Origin of the sequence: Janibacter sp. Y6 (genome assembly GCF_040900765.1) — a bacterium.
In the GTDB taxonomy this organism is placed as follows: Bacteria; Actinomycetota; Actinomycetes; order Actinomycetales; family Dermatophilaceae; genus Marihabitans; species Marihabitans melonis.
In genome coordinates, this window is sequence record NZ_JAKLYZ010000003.1 from 288,837 (window position 1) to 306,672 (window position 17,836).

Annotated in this window: 17 protein-coding genes; 14 read left to right on the plus strand and 3 right to left on the minus strand. The window is 72.1% G+C overall.

What is annotated here, in order from left to right:
• The first annotated feature begins 56 nt into the window (after window positions 1-56).
• The 13 genes from L6241_RS08965 to L6241_RS09025 all read left to right on the plus strand — a co-directional run bounded on the left by L6241_RS08965 (window position 57) and on the right by L6241_RS09025 (window position 11,893).
• A complete protein-coding gene (locus tag L6241_RS08965; RefSeq protein WP_368245837.1) occupies window positions 57-1,040 on the plus strand; it encodes an ABC transporter ATP-binding protein in 984 nt (327 codons plus the stop codon).
• A complete protein-coding gene (locus L6241_RS08970; protein ID WP_285837995.1) occupies window positions 1,037-1,807 on the plus strand; it encodes an ABC transporter permease in 771 nt (256 codons plus the stop codon). The genes L6241_RS08965 and L6241_RS08970 overlap by 4 nt, the downstream gene beginning before the upstream one ends.
• Before the next feature lie 23 nt (window positions 1,808-1,830).
• Entirely contained in the window at window positions 1,831-2,925 is a 1,095-nt protein-coding gene (locus L6241_RS08975; RefSeq protein WP_368245839.1) for a histidine kinase, read from the plus strand.
• Window positions 2,922-3,530 carry a response regulator gene (locus L6241_RS08980; RefSeq protein ID WP_368245841.1) on the plus strand — a complete coding sequence of 203 codons (609 nt, stop codon included), beginning with the start codon at window positions 2,922-2,924 and terminating at the stop codon, window positions 3,528-3,530. The genes L6241_RS08975 and L6241_RS08980 overlap by 4 nt, the downstream gene beginning before the upstream one ends.
• 50 nt (window positions 3,531-3,580) lie before the next feature.
• The gene (gene treS, locus L6241_RS08985) at window positions 3,581-5,845 is read left to right on the plus strand and encodes a maltose alpha-D-glucosyltransferase (protein WP_368245843.1); all 2,265 of its coding nucleotides are present in this window, start codon (window positions 3,581-3,583) and stop codon (window positions 5,843-5,845) included.
• A gap of 69 nt (window positions 5,846-5,914) precedes the next feature.
• The gene (locus L6241_RS08990; RefSeq protein WP_368245844.1) at window positions 5,915-6,124 is read left to right on the plus strand and encodes a hypothetical protein; all 210 of its coding nucleotides are present in this window, start codon (window positions 5,915-5,917) and stop codon (window positions 6,122-6,124) included.
• Window positions 6,125-6,162: 38 nt separating this feature from the next.
• On the plus strand, window positions 6,163-6,291 hold the full coding sequence (locus L6241_RS08995) for a hypothetical protein (protein ID WP_263596795.1): 129 nt from the start codon (window positions 6,163-6,165) through the stop codon (window positions 6,289-6,291).
• A 129-nt stretch (window positions 6,292-6,420) separates the two neighbouring features.
• Window positions 6,421-7,047 carry an ATP-dependent Clp protease proteolytic subunit gene (locus L6241_RS09000; protein WP_068273817.1) on the plus strand — a complete coding sequence of 209 codons (627 nt, stop codon included), beginning with the start codon at window positions 6,421-6,423 and terminating at the stop codon, window positions 7,045-7,047.
• A 27-nt stretch (window positions 7,048-7,074) separates the two neighbouring features.
• Window positions 7,075-7,749: an ATP-dependent Clp protease proteolytic subunit gene (locus L6241_RS09005; protein WP_068273819.1), complete on the plus strand. Its 675-nt coding sequence runs from the start codon at window positions 7,075-7,077 to the stop codon at window positions 7,747-7,749.
• Between the two features lie 98 nt (window positions 7,750-7,847).
• Window positions 7,848-8,273, plus strand: a complete 426-nt coding sequence (locus tag L6241_RS09010) for a hypothetical protein (protein WP_368245846.1) — start codon at window positions 7,848-7,850, stop codon at window positions 8,271-8,273.
• 128 nt (window positions 8,274-8,401) lie between these two features.
• A complete protein-coding gene (gene clpX / locus L6241_RS09015) occupies window positions 8,402-9,691 on the plus strand; it encodes an ATP-dependent Clp protease ATP-binding subunit ClpX (protein ID WP_068273821.1) in 1,290 nt (429 codons plus the stop codon).
• 10 nt (window positions 9,692-9,701) lie between these two features.
• The gene (locus tag L6241_RS09020; protein WP_368245847.1) at window positions 9,702-11,078 is read left to right on the plus strand and encodes an FAD-binding oxidoreductase; all 1,377 of its coding nucleotides are present in this window, start codon (window positions 9,702-9,704) and stop codon (window positions 11,076-11,078) included.
• 77 nt (window positions 11,079-11,155) lie between these two features.
• Window positions 11,156-11,893: a hypothetical protein gene (locus L6241_RS09025; protein WP_368245848.1), complete on the plus strand. Its 738-nt coding sequence runs from the start codon at window positions 11,156-11,158 to the stop codon at window positions 11,891-11,893.
• 122 nt (window positions 11,894-12,015) lie between these two features.
• Here L6241_RS09025 and L6241_RS09030 read toward each other — a convergent pair whose 3' ends face one another.
• Genes L6241_RS09030 through valS form a run of 3 tightly spaced genes read right to left on the minus strand, consistent with a single transcriptional unit; the run spans window position 12,016 to window position 16,831 of the window.
• Window positions 12,016-13,419, minus strand: a complete 1,404-nt coding sequence (locus L6241_RS09030; RefSeq protein WP_368245849.1) for a tryptophan-rich sensory protein — start codon at window positions 13,417-13,419, stop codon at window positions 12,016-12,018.
• On the minus strand, window positions 13,416-14,144 hold the full coding sequence (locus L6241_RS09035; RefSeq protein WP_251718457.1) for a type II CAAX endopeptidase family protein: 729 nt from the start codon (window positions 14,142-14,144) through the stop codon (window positions 13,416-13,418). The genes L6241_RS09030 and L6241_RS09035 overlap by 4 nt, the downstream gene beginning before the upstream one ends.
• Window positions 14,145-14,188: 44 nt before the next feature.
• Complete coding sequence (valS, locus tag L6241_RS09040) at window positions 14,189-16,831, minus strand: valine--tRNA ligase (protein ID WP_368245850.1); 2,643 nt, start codon at window positions 16,829-16,831, stop codon at window positions 14,189-14,191.
• 80 nt (window positions 16,832-16,911) lie between these two features.
• On the opposite strand from valS, the gene L6241_RS09045 reads away from it, so the two are divergent.
• Complete coding sequence (locus L6241_RS09045) at window positions 16,912-17,685, plus strand: 1-acyl-sn-glycerol-3-phosphate acyltransferase (protein WP_068273835.1); 774 nt, start codon at window positions 16,912-16,914, stop codon at window positions 17,683-17,685.
• The last annotated feature ends 151 nt before the right edge of the window (window positions 17,686-17,836 follow it).

Below are 17,836 nucleotides of genomic sequence, written 5' to 3' on the forward strand. Positions count from 1 at the left end.
GGCCCCGATGACGAAGGGGGCAGCGCCCCCTCCTCCCGCCGCGGCAGGGTGGGGGCATGGACCAGGACACGCGATCTGAGCAGGGGGCGCCCCCGGCGCTGCGGCTGCGAGAGGTGACGAAGCACTTCATCGTCGCCCGGCAGCGGGTCGAGGCCGTGCGCGGCGTCGACCTCGAGGTCGGGCACGGCGAGGTCGTCGCGATGCTCGGGCCGAACGGCGCCGGCAAGACGACGACCCTCGACATGGTGCTCGGCCTCACCGAGCCCTCGACGGGCACGGTCGAGGTCTTCGGCACCGCGCCGCGCGCCGCCGTCGACGCCGGCCGGGTCTCGGCGGTGCTCCAGACCGGCGGCCTGCTCCGCGACCTCACGGTCGAGGAGACCGTCGAGGTCATCGCCTCGACCTTCGCCTCGCCGCAGCCGGTCGCCGAGGTCATGGAGCGGGCCGGGATCACCGCGCTGGCCCGTCGCCGCGTGAGCAAGTGCTCTGGCGGCGAGCAGCAGCGGCTGCGCTTCGCCCTCGCGCTCCTGCCCGACCCCGACCTGCTCGTCCTCGACGAGCCCACGGCGGGCATGGACGTCGGCGCCCGGCGCGACTTCTGGGCGGCGATGCACGCCGAGGCCGCGCAGGGCCGCACGATCATCTTCGCGACGCACTACCTCGAGGAGGCCAACACCTTCGCCGACCGCATCGTCCTCATGTCCGGTGGCGTCGTCGTCGCCGACGGAACGACCGAGGCCATCCGCGCCCGGGCGACCGGGCGCATCGTGAGCGCCGACCTCGCCCCCGAGCTCGACGCACGGCTCGAGGCCGCTGCGGGGGTGCACTCGCTCGAGCGGCAGGGGCCACGGGTGCGGGTGCTCGCCGCCGACTCCGACGCGCTGGCCCGCACCCTGCTCGACCTCGGCGGGTCCAACCTCGAGATCACGACGGGCTCGCTCGACGAGGCCTTCCTCGCCCTCACCGGGCAGGGGGCCGACGACCCCCACCGCACCACCGACGAGACCACCGAGCACGAGACCAGCGGGAGCCGGGCATGAGCATCAACCCCACGTACACGGGCATGGAGCTGCGACGGATCGTGCGCGACCCGGTCGGGCTCTTCTTCACCGCCGCGCTGCCGGCCTTCCTCTTCGTCATCTTCGGCGCGACCCAGTCCTTCAAGGACGAGTCGGCCGGCAACGGCAACGTCGGTCTCTACATCATGGTCTCGATGGCCGCGTACGGCGCCGTGACCGCCACGACCTCCATCGGCGGCGGGGCGGCGGTCGAGAAGATGCAGGGCTGGGGCCGTCAGCTCGGCCTCACCCCGATGCGCGACGCCTCCTTCGTCCTCAGCAAGGCGGTCACCGCGCTCACCGTCGCGTGCGTGCCGATCGGTCTCATCTACCTCATCGGGGCGCTCACCGGCGCCGAGGGCACCGTGCAGGCGTGGGTCCTCTCGGCGCTCGTCGTCCTCGGCGGCGCGGGGGTCTTCGCCCTCTACGGGCTGTGCGTCGGGCTCGCCTTCCGCTCCGAGAGCGCCGTCGGCGCGGCCTCGGGCACGCTCGTCATCTTCGCCTTCCTCGGCAACGTCTTCACCCCCCTGTCGGGCACGCTGCTCGAGATCGCTCGCTTCACCCCGCTCTACGGGTACATCTCGCTGGCGCGCTACCCGATCACCGAGGGCTGGCTCGTGAGCACGCAGGACGGTGCGGCGATGGTGCAGGAGCCGCTGTGGGTGCCGGTGACCAACCTGGTCGTCTGGGGCGCCATCTTCGCCGTCGTCGCCACCCTGCTCGTGCGCCGCAGCCGCGGCCGTCAGTGACCCCCGGCGATAGCCTGCGGCCCATGGAGCGACGACGCGGCGACGTGGTGGTGGGGGAGGAGGTCGAGCGCGACCCCTGGGCCCGCTTCGGCTGGCTGCTCGGCGCGGTCTGGCTCGTCTTCATCGTCTTCCCGGTCGTCTCCATCGTGCAGGACGACGCCCCGTGGCCGTGGCGCGCGCTGGGGATCCTCGTCGTCCTCGCCTTCAGCGTCGTCTACATCCACGCGATGCGGGCGGAGGACCGGCCCGACGGCACGAGCTGGAGCGTGTGGACCTACCTCGCGGTCCTCGTCGCCCTCACCCTCGCGACCATCCCCACCGCCGGCATCGCGGCCCTCGGGCTCGTCCCCTTCGTCCTCGCCCTCGCCGGCATCGCCCTGCGGCCCTGGCAGGCCCTCGCCGCGCTCGCGCTGGCCCTCGGCATCGCCTCGGTCGTCGTGTCGCAGGTGGGCATCGAGCAGCTCGCCTTCGTCTACCTCGTCTACCCGATGGTCACGCTGACGCTCATCCTCGTCGGCGGCCTCGACCGCAGCTCCTCGCGGCGGCGTGCCTCGGAGCAGCGCCTGTCGATCAGCCAGGAGCGCGAGCGGGTCGCCCGCGACGTGCACGACGTCCTCGGCCACTCGCTGACCGTCGTCACTGTCAAGGCCGAGCTCGCCGAGCGTCTCGTCGACGTCGACCCGGAGCGGGCCAAGGCCGAGCTCGCCGAGCTGCGCTCCATCGCCCGCCAGTCGCTCGCCGAGATCCGGGCCACGGTGGCGGGGCTGCGCGTCGCCCGGCTCGCCGACGAGATCGACTCGGCGCGCGGCGCGATGGCCGACGCGGGCATCTCGCTCGTCGTCGACGGCGACCCGGCCGAGGTCGACCCGCGGCACCGGATCACCATCGCCTGGGCGCTGCGCGAGCTCGCGACGAACGTCGTGCGCCACAGCGGCGCCACCGGGTGCGTCGTCACCCTGGGCGAGGACCGCCTCGTCGTCGTCGACGACGGGCGGGGGCCGCGCTCGGGGCGCGAGGGCAACGGTCTGCGGGGACTTCGAGAGCGGGTCGAGCCGTCCGGCGGGAGCGTCGTCGTCGAGGCGGCCGAGCCGGGCACGCGCGTGGAGGTGACGTTGTGAGCATCAAGGTGCTGCTGGCCGACGACCAGGCCCTCGTGCGGGGCGCCCTCGCGGCTCTGCTCGGTCTCGAGCGCGACATCGACGTCGTCGGCGAGGTCGGCCGCGGCGACGAGGTCCTCGCCGCGGTGCGGCGCACCGGGGCCGAGGTCGCCCTGCTCGACATCGAGATGCCCGGCATGTCGGGCATCGACGTCGCCGAGCAGCTCTCTCGCGAGGAGCCGTCGTGCCGGGCGCTCGTCGTCACGACCTTCGGGCGGGCCGGCTACGTGCGCCGGGCCCTCGAGGCCGGTGCGCGGGGCTTCGTCGTCAAGGACACCCCGGCGAGCGAGCTCGCCGAGGCGGTGCGCCGGGTGCGCTCGGGTCTGCGCGTCATCGACCCGACGCTCGCCGCGGAGTCGCTCTACGAAGGGGTGAACCCCCTCTCCCCGCGCGAGCGGGAGGTCCTGCGCGAGGCGCTCACGGGCGCCCCGGTCGCGAGCATCGCCGCGCAGGTCTACCTCTCGCCGGGCACGGTGCGCAACCACCTGTCCTCGGCCATCGGCAAGACGGGCACGACGACCCGGATGGAGGCGGCGAGGGTCGCCCAGGACAACGGCTGGCTCTAGGCGCAGCGCGGTGTGCGATCAGGGCGGGTCGGACCCTAGGGTTGTGCGTCATGACCGACATCTCGCCGGACGTCTCCCCTGACGACGAGCTCCTCGAGGCCGCCGTGGAGTCCGACCTGCTCGAGCAGGACCCTCACGAGCCGAACTTCGCCCAGGTCTTCTACCCCGCCCGACCCCGCGCCCTTCGTCCGCGGGGCCGGCTGCGGCCCCAGGGAGCGCCCTCGCCGGCCGAGCTGCGCTCCGGCGAGCCGCTCGGCGACAACCCCGTCTACGTCGGGTGGCTGCGCGACCAGTCGATGCTCGCCGACGCGAAGGCGATCGCCCGGCAGTTCTCGGCCGTGGGCTCGATGTGGCAGAACCCCTACGCCACCCCGGACCCGCGCCTCGCGGTCCAGACCGCGTCGGTGTGGTTCACCGCCTACCCGATCTCGATGATCACCCCGCCCGGGCGCTCCTTCCTCGCCGCGCTCGGCGACGACGAGCTGTGGCGCACCTTCGCCGACATCGGCATCCACGGCCTGCACACGGGCCCGGTCAAGCAGGCCGGTGGCATCTCCGGGTGGAGCCCCACGCCGAGCATCGACGGGCACTTCGACCGCATCTCGACCCACATCGACACCGCCTTCGGCACCGAGGACGAGTTCCGCGAGATGTGCGTCACCGCCGCCACGCACGACGGCACGGTCATCGACGACATCGTGCCCGGGCACACCGGCAAGGGTGCCGACTTCCGTCTCGCCGAGCTCGGGGTCGACGACTACCCCGGGATCTACCACATGGTCCTCGTGCCCGAGGAGGACTGGCACCTGCTGCCCGACGTGCCCGAGGGGCGCGACTCGGTCAACCTCGACGAGGAGGCCGAGGCCGCGCTGTCCGAGGCGGGCTACATCGTCGGCAGGCTCCAGCGCGTGATCTTCCACGTGCCCGGGGCCAAGGACACGAACTGGAGCGCGACCTCCGTCGTCACCGGTCCCGACGGCATCCGGCGGCGCTGGGTCTACCTGCACTACTTCAAGGAGGGCCAGCCCTCGATCAACTGGCTCGACCCCACCTTCGCCGGCATGCGCATGGTCATCGGCGACGCCCTGCACAGCCTCGGCGACCTCGGGTCCGGGGGCCTGCGGCTTGACGCCAACGGCTTCCTCGGGGTCGAGAAGTCCGCCGAGGGTTCGCCCGCGTGGTCCGAGGGCCACCCCCTGTCGGAGGCGGCCAACCAGCTCATCGGGTCGATGGTGCGCAAGATCGGCGGCTTCACCTTCCAGGAGCTCAACCTCTCGATCGACGACATCGCGACGACCTCCGAGGCCGGGGCCGACCTGTCCTACGACTTCGTCAACCGGCCCGCCTACCAGCACGCGCTCGCGACGGCCGACACGGAGTTCCTCCGGCTGACGATGCGCGAGGCGATGGCTCGCGGCGTCCACGCGGTCGGGCTCGTCCACGCGCTGCAGAACCACGACGAGATGACCTACGAGCTCGTCCACTTCGCCAGCGAGCACCGCGAGGAGGAGTTCACCTTCCGCGGCGAGCAGGTGAGCGGCGAGGTGCTCGCCGAGACGATCCGTGGCGAGCTCACCGAGCGCCTCACCGGCGCGGCCGCGCCGTACAACCAGGTCTTCACGACCAACGGCATCGCCTCGACGACGGCGTCGATCATCGCCGGGTCGCTCGGCATCACCGACCTGGACGCGATCGGCGAGGAGGAGGTCGCCCGGATCCGGCAGGCGCACCTGCTCCTCGCGAGCTACAACGCGCTCCAGCCGGGCGTCTTCGCCCTCTCCGGGTGGGACCTCACCGGTGCGCTGCCGCTGCCGGCCGACCACCCGGACGTCGCGCCGCTGCTCGACGGGGGAGACACCCGCTGGATCCACCGCGGTGCCTACGACCTGCTCGGCGTCGACCCCTCCGCCCAGCGCTCGATGTCCGGCATGCCGCGGGCCCGATCGCTCTACGGCACCCTGCCCGAGCAGCTCGAGGACGAGACGTCCTTCGTCTACCGGCTCAAGCAGATCCTGCACCTGCGCGGGTACTTCCAGATCGCGACGACGAGCCAGGTCGACGTGCCCGACGTCGCGCACCCGGCGATGCTCGTCATGGTCCACGACTACGAGAGCATCGAGGGCCAGATGCAGGTGACGGTGCTCAACTTCGCCGCCGAGCCGATCTCCGGCACGGTCATCAGCGAGCACCTCGCGCCCGGCGCCCGGCTCATGGACATGGGCGACGGGTCGGCCTTCGGCGAGGTCGACCAGCTGCACGGCTTCCACGTCGAGCTCGAGGCCCACGCGGCGCTCGCGCTGCTCGTGCGCTCCTGAGGCAGGGCGGCCCGCCCCGGCGGGCCGCTCTCTCATCGCCGTCTCATCCACGTCGTCCAGGATTGGTGCATGCGCCGCACCCTCACCGCCGTCCTGCTCGCCGCCGCCCTGCCGCTCGGGCTCTCCGCCTGCGTGCTGCCGCTCGGGGGAGAGGACGAGCCCGGGTCGAGCCAGACCGAGGAGGACGGCGGCGACGGTCAGGACGACGGCGACGGCCAGGACGACGGCGACGACGACGGCGGCGACGACGGCGAGGACGACGAGGACGACGACAGCTGACGCGGTCGAGCCCCCTCTGACCCCGTTAGCGTGAGGTGATGACCCAGCCCCCTCGCCGACGCGTCCAGGTCCGCCCCCTCGGGGGCGCCGCGGGATGCCTGACGATGATCGTCGTCTCCCTGCTCCTGTCGGTCCTGCTCACGGTGCTGCTCAACCTCGTGCTCTGAGCAGCCGCGCGGCTCCCCCTTCGTGCCCGGTTGCGCCCACGGCGAACACGTAGATGGGTCGGGAGTAGCGCCCGACCCTTCGGCGTTAGGGTCACTGACAACGCCATCACGACACGAGAGCGAGCGAGCGTGAGCAACCCCAGCGAGATCGTCGCGGCAGGCCCCCAGGGCGGCCTCGGACTCGACGACCACATCTACCAGCGGCTCCTCAAGGAGCGGATCATCTTCCTCGGGTCGGACGTGCGCGACGACAACGCGAACGCCATCGCGGCCCAGATGCTGCTCCTCGCGGCGGAGGACCCGGAGAAGGACATCTGGCTGTACATCAACAGCCCCGGCGGCTCGATCTCCGCCGGCATGGCCATCTTCGACACGATGAAGTGGATCCCCAACGACGTCGCGACCGTGGCCATGGGCCTGGCAGCGTCGATGGGCCAGTTCCTCCTGTCGGCCGGCACCCCGGGCAAGCGCTACGCGACCCCCCACGCGCGGGTCATGATGCACCAGCCCTCGGGCGGCATCGGCGGCACCGCGTCCGACATCAAGATCCAGGCCGAGCAGATGCTCTTCGTCAAGAAGCAGATGGCCGAGCTCATTGCCCAGCACACGGGCCAGGACCTCGAGCGCATCGAGAAGGACTCCGACCGCGACCGGTGGTTCTCCGCCGAGGAGGCCAAGGAGTACGGCTTCATCGACCACGTCTTCGAGAGCGCGGCGCAGGCCGGGCCGCGCAGCGACAACCCGGTCACCGACTGAGCGCGCGAGAGACCAGGAGAGAGACACATGTACTTCGACCCCCAGGCCCGCACGTCCATGCCCGGTGACGCCCCGATGCGCCCCGGCCCGTCGAGCCGCTACATCCTGCCGAACTTCGAGGAGCGCACCTCCTACGGCATGAAGCGGATGGACCCGTACACCAAGCTCTTCGAGGACCGCATCATCTTCCTCGGCGTGCAGGTGGACGACGCAAGCGCGGACGACATCATCGCCCAGCTGCTGGTGCTCGAGTCGATGGAGCCCGAGCGCGACATCCTCATGTACATCAACAGCCCGGGCGGCTCCTTCACCGCCATGACGGCGATCTACGACACGATGCAGTACATCCGTCCTGACATCCAGACCTTCGTCATCGGCCAGGCCGCCTCGGCCGCCGCGGTGCTCCTCGCCGCCGGCGCCCCGGGCAAGCGCTTCGCCCTGCCGAACTCGCGCATCCTCATCCACCAGCCGGCGCTCGCCGGTGGCGCGGGCGGTCAGGCCTCCGACCTGGAGATCCAGGCCAACGAGGTGCTGCGCATGCGCGAGTGGCTCGAGGAGACCTGGGCCAAGCACTCGGGCAAGACCCCCGAGCAGGTCCGCGAGGACATCGAGCGCGACAAGATCCTCTCGGCCGCCGAGGCCAAGGACTACGGGCTCATCGACCTCGTGCTCACCCCGCGCAAGGCCTCGCTCGAGGACTGAGCAGGACCGCCGCCGACGGCCGCCGCCCCCGCGGGGACGGCGGCCGTCGGCGTGCCCGGGGGAGGGAACCGGGGGGATCGTCGGGACGTCGAAGGGGGATGAGGCTCCTCCTCGCGTCGCTGGCCGCCGCGCTCGTCGGCGTCGGTGCCGGCGCGAGCCCTGCCAGGGCAGCAGCGACCTCGTGCCCGGGGTTGCAGACCCAGCTCAGGCACTCCGACGTCGTCGCCTTCGTCACGGTGACCGACGTCGCGCTGCCGTCGGACCCGTCAGAAGATGTCTTCTACCGGGTGTCCGTCGACCAGGGGCTGCGGGGCGACCTGAGCGCCGTCGCGACGGTGCGCTCCGCGATCGGTGCGCCCGGCTACGGCCGTCCGCGCCTGACGACGGGGGAGAGCTACCTGCTCCTGGCCACGCAGAGCCCGACCGGGCCGGTCACCATCGGGGCGTGCAGCGGGACCCGGCGGGCCACCCCTTCGCTCGTCCTCGCGGTCACCGGATCGGTCGTCCTCACCGCGTTGCGCTGACAGCGGACAGGCGCGACGCGCCCCCCACACGCGGTGTCCAATAGCAGGACAGCGACGAGCCGACGGGTACCGTCGGGCACGTCGGCCGGTGGCGACCGGCAGCACCGGGCGAGCGAGAGGATCTGGACGTGGCACGAGTCGGAGAGAGCGGAGACCTCCTCAAGTGCTCCTTCTGCGGCAAGTCCCAGAAGCAGGTCAAAAAGCTCATCGCGGGTCCCGGGGTGTACATCTGCGACGAGTGCATCGACCTGTGCAACGAGATCATCGAGGAAGAGCTGTCCGAGGGTAGCAACCTCGGCTTCGACGAGCTGCCCAAGCCGCGTGAGATCTTCGACTTCCTGCAGAAGTTCATCATCGGCCAGGAGGGCGCGAAGAAGTCGCTCGCCGTCGCCGTCTACAACCACTACAAGCGGGTCCAGGCCCAGGAGGCCGCGAGCACCGCCGGCAAGCGCGACGAGGAGCACGTGGACATCGCCAAGTCCAACATCCTGCTCATCGGTCCCACCGGCTGCGGCAAGACCTACCTCGCCCAGACCCTCGCGAAGATGCTCGACGTCCCCTTCGCCATCGCCGACGCGACGGCGCTCACCGAGGCCGGCTACGTCGGCGAGGACGTCGAGAACATCCTGCTCAAGCTCATCCAGGCCGCGGACTACGACGTCAAGAAGGCCGAGCAGGGGATCATCTACATCGACGAGGTCGACAAGATCGCCCGCAAGAGCGAGAACCCCTCGATCACCCGTGACGTCTCGGGCGAAGGGGTGCAGCAGGCCCTGCTGAAGATCCTCGAGGGGACGACGGCCTCGGTGCCGCCGCAGGGCGGGCGCAAGCACCCGCACCAGGAGTTCATCCAGATCGACACGACGAACGTCCTCTTCATCGTCGGCGGGGCCTTCGCCGGGCTGGAGAAGCTCATCGAGTCGCGCAGCGGCAAGAAGGGTCTGGGCTTCGGCTCCGAGCTGCACACGCCGACCGACCTCGCCGACTCCATCGTCGACGTCATGCCCGAGGACCTCATGAAGTTCGGGCTCATCCCCGAGTTCATCGGTCGTCTGCCGGTCATCACGACGGTCTCGCCGCTCGACCAGGACGCGCTGACGAAGATCCTCACCGAGCCGCGCAACGCCCTCGTCAAGCAGTACCGCAAGATGTTCGCGCTCGACGACGTCGAGCTCGAGTTCACCGACGACGCCGTCGAGGCCATCGCCGACCAGGCGCTCGCCCGCGGCACCGGCGCGCGCGGTCTGCGCGCGATCATGGAGGAGGTCCTCCTGCCGGTGATGTTCGACGTCCCGAGCGACGAGGGCATCAAGCAGGTCGTCGTCACCCGCGAGGTCGTCCTCGACAACGTGCTGCCGACCATCGTGCGCCACGAGCAGGAGACCAAGCGCAAGCCGAAGCAGAAGCGCTCGGCCTGAGCAGGTCGACGTGAGCGCCCTCTCGCCCGAGACCCTCGAACGGCTCGTCGCCGCGCTGCCCGAGGGGGTCGTGGCCACCCGTGCGGAGACGCTCGAGAAGTACCGCCACGACGGGGCGAACGACCCGACCGCGCAGCTGCCCCTGGCGTGCGTGCGGGCGGAGTCCACCGACCACGTCGTGACGACGATGCGGTGGGCCACCGAGCACCGCATCGCCGTCGTCCCGCGAGGTGCGGGGACGGGGCTGTCGGGTGGCGCGTCTGGGCAGTCCGGGGCGATCACCCTGTCGACCGAGCGCATGCGCGCCGTCGAGGTCGACCCGGCGAGCCGCACCGTCGTCGTCCAGCCCGGTCTGCTCAACGCCGAGGTCAAGGCCGCCGTGGCGGAGCACGGCCTGTGGTACCCGCCCGACCCCAGCTCGGTCCAGATCTGCTCCATCGGGGGCAACCTCGCGACGAACGCCGGGGGTCTGTGCTGCGTCAAGTACGGCGTCACCGCCGACTACGTCCTCGGGCTCGAGGTCGTCCTCGCCGACGGCACGGTGCTGCGTCTGGGCGGGCGTCACGTCAAGGACGTCGCCGGCCTGTCGCTCATGCCGCTCTTCGTCGGCAGCGAGGGGACCCTGGGCATCATCACCTCGGCCACCCTGCGCCTCGTGCCGGCCCAGCGGCCGGCCGCCACCCTCGTCGCGACCTTCCCGACCGTCGCGGCGGCCGCCGACGCCGTCGTGCGGGTCGGTCGTGACGTGCAGCCCTCGATGCTCGAGCTGCTCGACCAGGCCGCGATCAACGCCGTCGAGGACTACGCCCCGATGGGTCTGGACCGTGACGCCGGGGCCCTGCTCCTCGCCCAGTCCGACGCACCGGGCGCCGCCCGGGCCGCCGAGGTCGAGCTCGTCGAGCGCGCGTTCGAGGCGGCCGGGGCCCTCGAGGTCTTCTCCACCGACGACGTCGACGAGGGCGAGCTCTTCATCCAGGCCCGCCGTCTCGCGCTGCCCGCGCTCGAGCAGCGCGGCCGGGTGCTGCTCGAGGACGTCGGCGCGGCGGTGCCGCTGCTGCCCGACCTCCTCGCGCGCATCGAGGCGGTCGCCGCCCGGCACGGGGTCGCCATCCCCGTCATCGCCCACGCCGGCGACGGCAACACCCACCCGATCATCGTCGTCGACACCGACGACCCGGACGGCGAGGCCAAGGCGCAGGCCGCCTTCGTCGAGGTCATGGCCGCGGCCGTCGAGATCGGCGGCACGATCACCGGCGAGCACGGCATCGGCCGGCTCAAGCGCGACGCCCTGCCGACGCAGCTCGGCCCGGAGGTCATGACCGCGAGCCGGCGAGTCAAGGACGCCCTCGACCCGCTCGGTCTGCTCAACCCCGGCGTCCTGCTCTAGCCGGCATCGCTCGCCCGGAGGTGCGAGCCCCGCCCAGAGGTGTGGCGTGCGCCCCGCTCTCGCGGTTGGATGGAGGCGTGAGCGCGTACCTCCTGCGGGCCGGTGACACCGGCCCGACCCAGCAGTCCCCGGTGACGTGCGGCGCCGCCTGCCTCACGGTCGCGCGGATGCTCGTCGACGACCCCTTCGCCCGGTGGGTGACGACGGGCAGCGGGCTGCCGGTCCTCGGGGCCGAGGGCTCGACCCCCGTCGAGCGCTTCGCGAGCTACGAGCGCACCGTGCACCGCCGCACCAACGGGCTCAAGGTCTCGCGCGCCGGGCTGCGCCCGCCGTGGCCGCGTGCGCTCGGCACCCCGCCGTGGGGCGCGCGGGCCGAGCTCGAGGCCGGCGCGAGCCGGGTCGGCACCCGGTACGAGGTCGACGTCCTGCGGCCGCTCGGCGAGGACGGGCTGCGGGCGGCCTTCGAGCGCCTGCACCGGGTCGTCGACGAGGGCGAGCCCGCGCTGCTCTACGTCGGCTCGGACGTGCTGCCGCGCCACGTGACGCTCGTGCTGCCCGGTCAGCTCGACGACGTCGTCGACGTCTACGAGCCGGCGTCCGGGCACGTGCGCCAGGTGACCGTCACCGAGGTCGTCGAGGCCCGGCTGGGCCTGGGTGGCTGGGACCGCGCGTGGCTGCTCGTGCGCCCGACGGGGGAGCGGCCGGCCCGCGCGGGGTCGCGCCCCGCCTTCGACCCCCGCCGGGTCCCCGTGCCCCGTCTCGTGCCCGGGACGGCACCGGCTCCCGACGCGGTGCGCAGCGAGCCCATGCGCTGACCCGACCCTACCTGACGCCGGCTACCACGCCGTAGTGGTCGTGATCACCACCAGTACGGCGTGGTAGCCGGGTCGGCAGGCGAGGGCGAAGGGGCGGCAGCCCGGCGGAGGGGGAGTGGCGGTCAGCGGCGGTTGCGGCGCCAGATCGCGACGGTGAGGGCGGTGGCGAAGGTGCACCAGCCCGTGTACGTGCCGAGCGCGGCGGTGCGCAGCCGCCCGTGGGGGCGGGCCCGGCGGGTGAGCTCGGCGGCGGTCGCCGCCAGCGCCGCGGAGTCGATCGCCGCAAGACCGGGACGGTGCCACTTGAAGAAGAGCGCGCTCCACCCCGCGTTGAGGGCGAGGTTCGCCGCGAGGGTGGCCGCGTACCCCTTCGCCGCCTTGGGGTCGTCCTCGGTCTCGGCGAGCGTCGCCGCGCTGCTCAGCGCGATGCCGGTGTACAGCGCCGTCCACACGACGGGGAAGGCGATGGCCGGCGGCTGCCAGCCGGGGGTGTCGAGACGGCGGTACCACCGCGACCCGGGGTCGGTCGCGAGGCTCCCGACGACCGCGGTCGCCGCAGTGGCCAGACCGGCGACCTGGAGCGAACGGCGCCAGCGCAGCGGGTCGTAGCCCTCCATGGCGGCCTTGAGGGCGTCGGTGTACCCGGTCCGACCGCCGGGGAGCGGGCCGACGAGCTCGAGGAGGTCCTGCTCGCGGCAGACGGCGTCGTGGACGAGGCTGCCGATGAGCGGGCGGGCGATGCCGGCCTTGACGGGGGTGACCAGCCCGATCCAGTGGCTCGCGAGCGACGGGGTGAGGACGGGGACGGTGACGATGACGCGGGGGACGAGCCCGGCGACCTCGGCGTAGCGCTTCATCATCTCGGCGTAGGTGAGCACGTCCGGCCCGCCGAGGTCGAAGCTGCGGTTGACGTCGCCCTCGAGCCCTGCGGCCGAGGCGAGGAAGTAGACGACGTCGACGATGCCGATGGGCTGGATCGTGTTGAGCGCCCACTTCGGGGTGATCATCGCCGGCAGCCGCTCGGTGAGGTGGCGCAGCATCTGGAAGCTCGCGGACCCGTCCCCGAGGACGATGCCGGCCTGGAGCACGACGCTGGGCGTGGGGCTGTCGAGGAAGATCTCGCCGACCTCGACCCGCGAGCGCAGGTGCGGCGAGAGCTCACCGTCCGGGTGCAGCCCGCCGAGGTAGACGATGCGCCCCACCCCGGCCGCCGCGGCCTCGTCGCTGAAGAGCTGGGCCATCTCGCGGTCGCGCTCGATGAAGTCGCCCTCGCCGTCCATCGAGTGCAGGAGGTAGTACGCGACGTCGACCCCGTCGAGCGCTCGCGCCACGCTCTCGCGGTCGGTCGCGTCGCCCTCGACGACGTCGACCCGGTCGGCCCACTCCTTGGGCAGGCGCGCGGCGGAGCGGGTGAGGACCCGCACGCGCCACCCGCGGTCGAGCAGCTCGGGCAGCAGGTTCGACCCGACGTACCCGGTCGAGCCGGTCATGAGGACGGTGCCGGGCGCAGCGGTGGTGGTGCTCATGAGAAGAGTCCGATCGACGAGGAGAGGTCGAGGGTCGGCGGGAGGAGGAAGAGCATGCCGAGCGACCACGTGAGGTGGGTGATGATGGGTCCGAGCACGCCGCCGGTGACACGGCGCTGCAGCCCCGTGACGACGCCGACGGCCAGTCCCGCGAGCGCGAGCAGGGCGATGCCGCTGGCCAACGAGACCAGCGTGTAGATCACCGCGGTGATGGCGACGGCGTGCCGCCGCCCCGCGGCGGAGTAGAGGGCGCCGCGGAAGTACAGCTCCTCGGCGATGCCGTTGACGGCGGTGATCGCCGCGACGACCGGCAACGAGCCGACCGTCGCGTGGGCGAGCAGCCCCCTGACGGGCTCGGAGAGCGCGGGGATCCCGGCGACGACGAAACCGCCGGCGAGGAAGATCGCGAGCAGCAGCAGCCCGAGCGAGAAGGACTGGACCACCGGGCGGGCCGTCGTCCCCGCCCGGGTGTGCCCGCGCCCGAGCCACAGCCGGCCCGAGGCGAAGGCGCCGATCGTCCACACCGCGGCGAGCGCGAGCGTCGCCCCGTAGAAGAGCGGGTCCCCGGGCTCGATCCGCAGCGCCGAGGCCAGCAGGACCGCCCCCAGGGCGAGCGTGATGACGGCGACGACCCGGCGCCGGCGGAAGGCGGCGTCGGACTCGGCGTGGTCGCGCTCCACGGGGGTGAGCAGCGCGGCATGGAGGAACTTCGAGACCTCGGTCACGGGGTTGATCACAGGTCGCTCCTGCCTCGGGGGCGGTCGGGGGGTCAGGTCTGCTTGGGGGGCTTGACGAAGGGGACGAGCTCGACGTCGACGAGGGCGACGGCCTCGCCCTCGGCGTAGTCGAGCGTGCCGGTGAGGCGTCCTGCGGTGCGCAGGTCCGGCTCGCCCTGCTGCACGAGCGGGGCGAGGGCAGCGGGGGTCTGCAGCGTCGCCGAGGTGATCTCGGAGCGCATGCCGACCTTCGCGTCGGACTTGGCCTTGCGCACCTGGCTCAGGGCCGCGCCGACGGCCGCGAGGACCTCGGGGTCACCGGGCTGGCCCAGCGCGAGCTCGTCGACGAGCGGCCACGTCGAGCGGTGGACCGAGCCCTCCTGCCACCACGACCAGACCTCCTCGGTCGCGTACGGCAGGAAGGGCGCGAGCAGGCGCAGCAGCACCGACAGCGCGAGCCGCAGGGCGGCGCGGGCGGAGGGGTCACCGGCGTGGGCGCGGTCCTTGACGAGCTCGATGTAGTCGTCGCAGAAGGTCCAGAAGAAGGTCTCGGTGACGTCGAGGGAGCGGGTGTAGTCCCAGCCCTCGAAGCCGGCCGTCGCGTCGCGCACGACGTGCGCGAGCGCGGCGATCATCGAGCGGTCGAGCGGCTCGGTGATGACCGAGGCCAGACCCTGACGGGGCTCGAGCTCGGGCTCGCCGAAGCCGAGGGCGAACTTGCTCGCGTTGAGCAGCTTGATCGCCAGGCGCCGGCCGACCTTCATCTGCCCCGTGTCGTACGCGGCGTCGGTGCCCAGGCGCCCGCTGGCCGCCCAGTAGCGCACCGCGTCGGCGGAGTGCTCGACGACGACGTCCTCGGGGGTGACGACGTTGCCCTTGCTCTTGCTCATCTTCTTGCGCTCGGGGTCGAGGATCCAGCCGCTGATCGCGGCATCGGTCCACGGCACGCTGCCGTGCTCGAAGTGCGAGCGCACGACGGTCGCGAAGAGCCAGGTGCGGATGATGTCGTGCCCCTGCGGGCGCACGTCCATGGGGAAGACCTTGCCGAAGAGGTCGCTCGTCCCGGCCTCGGCGCCGCGCCAGTCGCCGGCGATCTGCGGGGTGAGCGAGCTCGTCGCCCACGTGTCCATGACGTCGGGGTCGCCGGTGAAGCCGCCGGGCTGGTCGCGCTGGTCCTCGGTGTACCCAGGCGGCGTCTGCGCGGCGGGGTCGACCGGCAAGGTGTCCTCGGCCGGGGCGATCGGGGCGTCGTAGTCGGGCTCGCCGGAGGCGTCGAGGCGGTACCAGACGGGGATCGGCACGCCGAAGAAGCGCTGACGGCTCACGAGCCAGTCGCCGTTGAGCCCGGCCACCCAGTTCTTGTAGCGCGAGCGCATGAAGGAGGGGTGGAAGTCGATCTCGTCGCCGCGCGCCTGCAGCGCCTCGTTGAGCTCGACGTCGCGCCCGCCGTTGCGGATGTACCACTGCCGGCTCGTGACGATCTCGAGCGGCTTCTCGCCGCGTTCGTAGAAGTTGGCCTTGCGCTGGGTCTTCTGCGGCTCGCCGTCGAGATCGCCGGAGGCGCGCAGCGCCTCGACGACCACCTCGCGGGCCGAGTGCACGGTCTTGCCGGCCATCTCCTCGAAGACCTCGGTGCCGCGGTCCCCCTTCGCGTCGGCGACCCATGCGGGTACCTCGGCCTGCACGCGGCCCGCGCGGGTGATGACCGAGCGGGTCGGCAGGCGCAGCTCGCGCCACCAGATGACGTCGGTGAGGTCGCCGAAGGTGCAGCACATCGCGATGCCCGCGCCCTTGTCCATCTCGGCGGCCGGGTGGGCGACGACAGGGATCTCGACGCCGAAGATCGGCGAGGTCACGCTCGTGCCGAAGAGGTCCTGGTAGCGCTCGTCGTCGGGGTGCGCGATGAGCGCGACGCACGCGGGGAGCAGCTCGGGGCGGGTGGTCTCGATGTGCACCGGCTCGCCGGTCGTGCCGTCCGCGGCGACCCGGTGGAAGGCGACGCGGTGGTACGCCCCCGGGTAGTCACGCGCCTCGAGCTCGGCCTGGGCGACGGCGGTCTGGAAGGTCACGTCCCACAGTCCCGGCGCCTCTGCCGTGTAGGCCTCGCCGCGGGCGAGCTGGCGCAGGAAGGCCTGCTGCGCGGTCGCGCGGGAGCGGTCGTCGATGGTCCGGTACTGGATGTCCCAGTCGAGGCTGAAGCCGAGCCGGCGGAAGAGGGACTCGAAGGCCTCCTCGTCCTTGACCGTCAGCTCGTCGCACAGCTCGATGAAGTTCTGCCGGCTGATCGGCTGCTGGTCGGCGGCCTTGATGCTCTTGGTGTCCCCGGCGAAGGGGGGCACGTACCCGGGCTCGTAGGGCAGGGTCGCGTCGCCGCGCACGCCGTAGAAGTTCTGGACGCGCTTCTCGGTCGGCAGCCCGTTGTCGTCCCAGCCGATGGGGTAGAAGACGTCGAAGCCGGCCATCCGCTTGTAGCGGGCCATGCAGTCGGTGTGGGTGTAGCTGAAGACGTGCCCCATGTGCAGCGAGCCGGAGGCGGTCGGCGGCGGGGTGTCGACGGAGAAGACCTTCGAGCGGTCGGCGGTGCCGCCGAAGGCGTAGGTGCGCTCCTCGCGCCATACCTGCGCCCACTTGTCCTCGAGGCCGTCCAGGGACGGTCGATCGGGGATCGGCGAAGGGGTGGTGGGGGCGTTCGTCATGGGCCCGATCCTCCCATCACGGCGACCTCGCGACCCAATCGACCCGGGCCCTGTCGAGGGTGCCGTCGTAGGCTGGGCGCATGACGCCCCCGCGCTTCTCGGCAGAGCCGACGTACCGCACGATCATCGCCGTCGGCCGGCCGACCTTCCTCGCCCTGGGCTACCAGCTGCGCTACCGCGGCCGGCACAACGTGCCCCGCCACGGGGGCGCCGTCATGGCGGTCAACCACACGTCCTACGTCGACTTCCTCTTCGCCGGTGTCGCCGCGCGCAAGCAGCACCGCTTCGTGCGCTTCATGGCCAAGAAGTCGATCTTCGGGCACCCCCAGGCCGGCAAGATCATGCGCGGGTGCAAGCACATCCCCGTCGACCGGCGCGCGGGCACCGAGTCCTACCGCCTGGCCGTCGAGGCCCTGCGCAGCGGCGAGGTCGTCGGCGTCTACCCCGAGGCCACGATGTCGCGCAGCTTCGAGATCAAGGAGCTGAAGAAGGGCGCGGTGCGCATGGCCCAGGAGGCCGGCGTCCCCGTGCTCCCGACGATCGTCTGGGGCTCGCACCGGATCTGGACCAAGGACGCGCCCCGCCGCATCGGGCGCACGAAGACCCCGATCCACGTGACGATCGGCGAGCCGCTGCACGTCGGCCCCGACGACGACGTCACGGCCAAGACGGAGGAGCTGCGCGAGATCATGAAGCGCCTCCTCGACGAGACGATCGCGGGCTACCCCGAGCTCACCGGCGACGACCTGCGCTTCCTGCCCGCCCGCCTCGGCGGCACCGCCCCGACCTACGAGGCCGCGTACTCGAAGGACTTCTCCGACATGAGCCGCACCCGCGACGAGTTCACGGGCTGATCCCCCTTCGCCCCCGCAGGGCTGGGTCGTGAGGTGGCTGGGTCGTGGGTGGACCTTCGCGGCTGAGTCCCACCAGCCCCAAGATTCTCGGGTCACCCGATAATCACCGGCTCAGCACGAGTCTCTTACTCATGCGAAGCGGGGGTTTATC

What these genes read in the sequence shown, in the direction of transcription:
- valS (WP_368245850.1), bottom strand. Translation starts at nt 16,831, where the DNA reads ATGACGAACGCCCCCACCACCCCTTCGCCGATCCCCGATCGACCGTCC.
- L6241_RS08995 (WP_263596795.1), top strand. Translation starts at nt 6,163, where the DNA reads ATGACCCAGCCCCCTCGCCGACGCGTCCAGGTCCGCCCCCTCGGGGGC.
- treS (WP_368245843.1), top strand. Translation starts at nt 3,581, where the DNA reads ATGACCGACATCTCGCCGGACGTCTCCCCTGACGACGAGCTCCTCGAG.
- L6241_RS08990 (WP_368245844.1), top strand. Translation starts at nt 5,915, where the DNA reads ATGCGCCGCACCCTCACCGCCGTCCTGCTCGCCGCCGCCCTGCCGCTC.
- L6241_RS08975 (WP_368245839.1), top strand. Translation starts at nt 1,831, where the DNA reads ATGGAGCGACGACGCGGCGACGTGGTGGTGGGGGAGGAGGTCGAGCGC.
- L6241_RS09005 (WP_068273819.1), top strand. Translation starts at nt 7,075, where the DNA reads ATGTACTTCGACCCCCAGGCCCGCACGTCCATGCCCGGTGACGCCCCG.
- L6241_RS08965 (WP_368245837.1), top strand. Translation starts at nt 57, where the DNA reads ATGGACCAGGACACGCGATCTGAGCAGGGGGCGCCCCCGGCGCTGCGG.
- L6241_RS09010 (WP_368245846.1), top strand. Translation starts at nt 7,848, where the DNA reads ATGAGGCTCCTCCTCGCGTCGCTGGCCGCCGCGCTCGTCGGCGTCGGT.
- L6241_RS09030 (WP_368245849.1), bottom strand. Translation starts at nt 13,419, where the DNA reads ATGAGCACCACCACCGCTGCGCCCGGCACCGTCCTCATGACCGGCTCG.
- L6241_RS08970 (WP_285837995.1), top strand. Translation starts at nt 1,037, where the DNA reads ATGAGCATCAACCCCACGTACACGGGCATGGAGCTGCGACGGATCGTG.
- L6241_RS09045 (WP_068273835.1), top strand. Translation starts at nt 16,912, where the DNA reads ATGACGCCCCCGCGCTTCTCGGCAGAGCCGACGTACCGCACGATCATC.